Source organism: Traorella sp. mt218 (assembly GCF_055420025.1).
In genome coordinates, this window is record NZ_JBVAYM010000045.1 from 1 (window position 1) to 4,436 (window position 4,436).

Here is a 4,436-nt window from a genome sequence, read left to right on the forward strand (position 1 = left end):
TTCAAATATCACATCGATGAAGGAGTTCTTGTCTACCGGGGAATCGAACAGGAAGTGAAGCTGCCGGTTGTATTTCATAAGCATAGGGAGCATATAGAAAGAGCGGTAAGGATGAAGCACAATACGCCCGGGAAGGCGATTGCGTATGAGCTGTATGATCATGGAGAATATTTTATCATCAGGGCCATTGCCGAATATCCGGATGAGCCGGTAACTCCATCTGATAGGGGAAGTATCGGAATGGATATCAACAGGGATCACATAGCGCTTGCAGAGATCGACAGGAAAGGGAATCTGGTAAAGGCATGGCGGATACCAGTGAAAGAAAGAGGAGCAAGGAATCAGAGGGAATATGAACGGTATGTGGCTGTAAAACGGATCGTAGAGGAATGTGTGGGCAGGAAAAAGAATCTGGTCATGGAATTGCTCGATTTTGAGAGGAAGAAAGAAGAGAGCCTGTATGGGAACAGAAAGTATAACCGGATGCTGGGGGCATTTGCATATAAGGAGCTGGAGGAGAAGATTGAAAGGAAATGCAGGAAAAAAGGAGTATATTTAAGGAAGGTAGATCCAAGGGATACATCGCAGATCGGGAAGCTGAAATATGCGAAGCGGTTAGGGTTAAGCATTCACCACAGTGCGGCGTATGTGATTGCAAGGAGGGGAGAAGGATATCGGGAAAGGATACCGAAGGAATATCATGAATACAGGGAATGGAAAGAAGTGATCAGGGATCTGGGGAAAGCGACATTGGAGGGATGTCAGAGGACTCCGTATTTAAGCCTGTTCAGATAGAAAAAAAGCAGGACCCGGCAGTCATGCGATTCACTGGAAGATGGGAGCGTGGGGAAGGGATGGAATCCTGTGAAAGATTAAATCATAAGCTGACAATGGAACATTTCGCCAAAGCCTTGCGCTACAGAGAGAAGCAAAAGAAGGAGATGGGAAGGTGTCAGTGGAACCACGCCGCTAGAAAGGTAGGTGGGTATGCAGATAGGGAGTTACTTATTTGCATATGATTTTGGTTACAAAATCATTTTCTTGGATGAAAATAAAATACGAAGGAATCCCTCATATTTCTAGAAAGAGTTGAAAACGTACAATGGAACGTGCTAAAATAAAAGAAATTAGGAGAGGGGAAGAGCCTATGATCTATACATGTACTTTAAATCCTGCACTTGATAAAATGGGATATGTTGATAAAATTCAGCTGAATCAGCTGAATCGTTTGACGCATATTGAAAGTGATGCGGGTGGCAAAGGAATCAATGTATCAAGAGATATCAAGGCTTTGAATCATAAATCGGTAGCTGTCGGCTTTTTGGGCGGTTCTGCTGGTACTTTTATCGAGATGCTGCTGAGAAGAGAGGATATCGATCATAATATGATCGAAATACTTGGAAACACACGGACAAATTTAAAAGTATTTGATGAAAATGGTGTCAGTGAATTTAATGAAGAAGGTCCTTTTGTTTTGAATGATGAGCTGGAGGCTCTGCTGGATTTTTTCAGAAGTCATCTTGATGAAAGATGTATCCTTGTTATCAGCGGTTCGATGCCGAAGGGCTGTGGAATGGATACATATAAGAGGATCATTGAAATTGCAAAGGAAAATGAATCGCTGGTATTTCTGGATACAAGCATGAAATATCTGATGCCTTCCCTGGAGGCACATCCTGATATCGTAAAGATCACAAGTACGGATCTGGCGAAGATCAATCATATTGATGCTCGCTTGAGCGAAGAAGAAATTGCTTCCATGGGAAGAGAGTTTATACGTCAACATTGTGAAATGCTCTGTGTTTCGCATGACCATCAGGGAGTTTATTTGATTACGAAAAGCAAGATGCTTCATTGTACTCCGATGAATTTGGAAATCAAATCAAAGGTAGGTGTTGGTGATGCTTTTGTGGCCGGTTTTGTCGTAGGACTTGAAAATGGCCTGCGTGATGAGGAAGTATTGCGTCTGGCAGGAGCCAGCTATGCGGCGGCCTCTCAGCGCTCCAATGCTCATCCTAAGAGCTATGAGGAAGTACGTGCTTATCTGGATCAGATCGTGATCGAAAGAAAATGAACATGAGGATATAATGTAATAAAGGTTTGACTGTTTTGTCAAACCTTTATTTAATAATCAAATGATTTCCGCAAGAATTTTATCCATCATAAAGCGTTTGCTGCGTCGTATGGCTTTTTGTACATATTCACAGCCATTGATATAGCCGTTGACATAAGCTTTTTTATAATGGGAGCTGCGTAGTCTGATTTCCTTGATCTGTGCTTTTATACGTTTTCCTAAGTCATCCAGATTATCGGTATAGTTATCTAAAAGTAATTGGATATCATGTAATGCTTCCTGATGTCCTTCTTTAAAATAACCTCTATACTTGATTTCATATTCCACATTGGAAATGGCTTCCTTGACATATTCAAGACGAGAGGAATATTCTTTTAAAAATTTAGAAAAATGTGGTTTACTGCCTTTTTTATCACGAAATTCACCTTCCACGAACTCGGAAAAATTGTTGTAGCCGTTATTTTTCAAAGAATCTTCGATCGTATCAGAGATATTTTTAGAAAGCTTATCCACGCTGCTGGATACCTTCTGTGCGATTTCTTCACCATTGATCTGTGAAAAATAATCATCGATCGTGTCAAAAAGATCTTTATTGTTATTCCTGTTCATACTATTCCTCCATAAATGCCTTTAACTGATCCTTGTTCATCTCATCAACAACCAGTCCGTCTTTTTTCAATAAATTCTCTAATACGCTCATATCAACATTTAAATTTAATTTTTCTTCATCAAATAATGAACGGGTAATATTTTTGATAGCTTCATTGACTAAGACCAATGTCTGATTTAATTTCTTCTTCAAAGCAACAGCTTCATCTGTCTTGCTCACTTTACAATAATTGTGAAGGATATCCAAAAGGATAGGTAAATAATACTCATCAAGCTTATGGATCTTTTCATTCTGCAAAGGATATTCGATCAACAGTTTTTGAAGATATTTCAGCTGGTTGGTACAGTTATAAAGTCCCAGTGAAAGCTCTTCATCCGTAATGTCGATATTATAGGAATCAATAGCTTCGATCGTACCTTCAAACGGAAGAGTCTTTTTTTCCCGGGGCTTTTCTTTTTCAGGCATCTTGATTTGGGTATCAAGGATACTGGTTAAGAGAGCTTTGTATTTATCAGGATATTTTTCCTTAAATTCATATAAGGCACATATTCGTTCACTATTATAATATACCTCGATATCTGAAAATTCTTCCCCGTTTTTCACAAGTTGAATATGATCATTGACATCAAAAGGGTTTTTGGTATCTAATTTTTTAAGGACACTTTTTTCTAATTTGCGATATTTATTGAAACGCAGAGATTTTGGATAAAAATCAAAAATCAGACATATGGTGATTATGACAGGAATCAGGGAAATCAGATCATAATCTAAAAATGTCAGATAATCATTGAGCGTACCATATATGACCCACATGATAATGATAATAGGAATTTTGTATTTCATAAGCTCCCCCTTATTTTATTTTCTTGTATAGCTCTTCCATGGAAGAAGTCAAACGGTCATCGATCAATCCGTCTTTCTTTAATAAATCTTCTAAAACATTCATATTCACATTCATATCCAGCTCATCCTTTTCAGATAAGCTGAAGGTAATATTTTGAATGGCGGTATTCACCAGATCGATCGTTTTTGTCAGTTTTTCTTTTGCTTCTTCACTTTCTCCGCTTACCTGGGAAATCTTGCAGTATTGTTCAAGGATATCCATGAGGAGAGGCAGATAATGCTGGTGAAGCTTTTTGATCTTATCGTTTTCTTGAGGATAATCTGCAAGCAGCTGTTGAAGCTTTTTTAGATGTGTGCTGCATTCATCAAGAACATTAGAAACGGTTTCATCGGGAATATCGTCATTGAAACGGTCGATTTCTGAAATCTCATCACTGAACAACAAGGCTTTGGCATCCTCTTTTTTCTCTAAAGGCTGATTTCCATCCTGAAAAGAGGAAGCGTTGAATATCTGATATACTTTTTCTAAAAGCATCTGATATTGTTGAGGATAATCTTTTTTATATACAGCAAGTGAGCATAAATCTTTATCTTTATAAAGAATGTTCACATTCTTTAAATTTTGACCACTGCCTTGAAGTATGATAGAGTCATTGACCTTGAGAATTTCTTTGCTTTTCACAAGCAATAACAATGCTTTTTCCATCTCTCTGTTTTTAAGGCGTTGATTGTATTCATCGGGATGTCTTTTCTTTTCGATATAACTTATGATGATCATTACGATAAAAAGAATGAACAAAGCAATAAAAAGGTTCATAAAAAGATCAATATTATCATTGATCATATCTAAGATCGTAACGACAATAAGCAAAAGAAAATAATAGTACACTATCTTTTTCATACAATCAC

5 protein-coding genes are annotated in these 4,436 nt (G+C 37.8%); 2 read left to right on the forward strand and 3 right to left on the reverse strand.

The features are described 5' to 3' along the window. The coding region (locus ACZYT3_RS12515; protein WP_464088883.1) for an IS200/IS605 family accessory protein TnpB-related protein at window positions 1–795 on the forward strand (795 nt) is incomplete at its 5' end. Window positions 796–1,147: 352 nt separating this feature from the next. After that, window positions 1,148–2,074: a 1-phosphofructokinase family hexose kinase gene (locus tag ACZYT3_RS12520; protein WP_294561376.1), complete on the forward strand. Its 927-nt coding sequence runs from the start codon at window positions 1,148–1,150 to the stop codon at window positions 2,072–2,074. A gap of 57 nt (window positions 2,075–2,131) precedes the next feature. Here the strand turns inward: ACZYT3_RS12520 and ACZYT3_RS12525 are convergent, their stop codons facing one another. From ACZYT3_RS12525 to ACZYT3_RS12535, 3 genes are all read right to left on the reverse strand, one after another. Beyond that, window positions 2,132–2,683, reverse strand: coding sequence for a hypothetical protein (locus ACZYT3_RS12525; RefSeq protein WP_294561375.1), 552 nt, complete (start codon window positions 2,681–2,683; stop codon window positions 2,132–2,134). A gap of 1 nt (window position 2,684) precedes the next feature. Beyond that, window positions 2,685–3,527 (reverse strand): hypothetical protein, encoded by an 843-nt coding sequence (locus ACZYT3_RS12530; protein ID WP_464088884.1) that lies wholly within the window; start codon window positions 3,525–3,527, stop codon window positions 2,685–2,687. Window positions 3,528–3,537: 10 nt separating this feature from the next. After that, window positions 3,538–4,436: hypothetical protein (locus tag ACZYT3_RS12535; RefSeq protein WP_464088885.1), on the reverse strand; the 899-nt coding region annotated here is incomplete at its 5' end.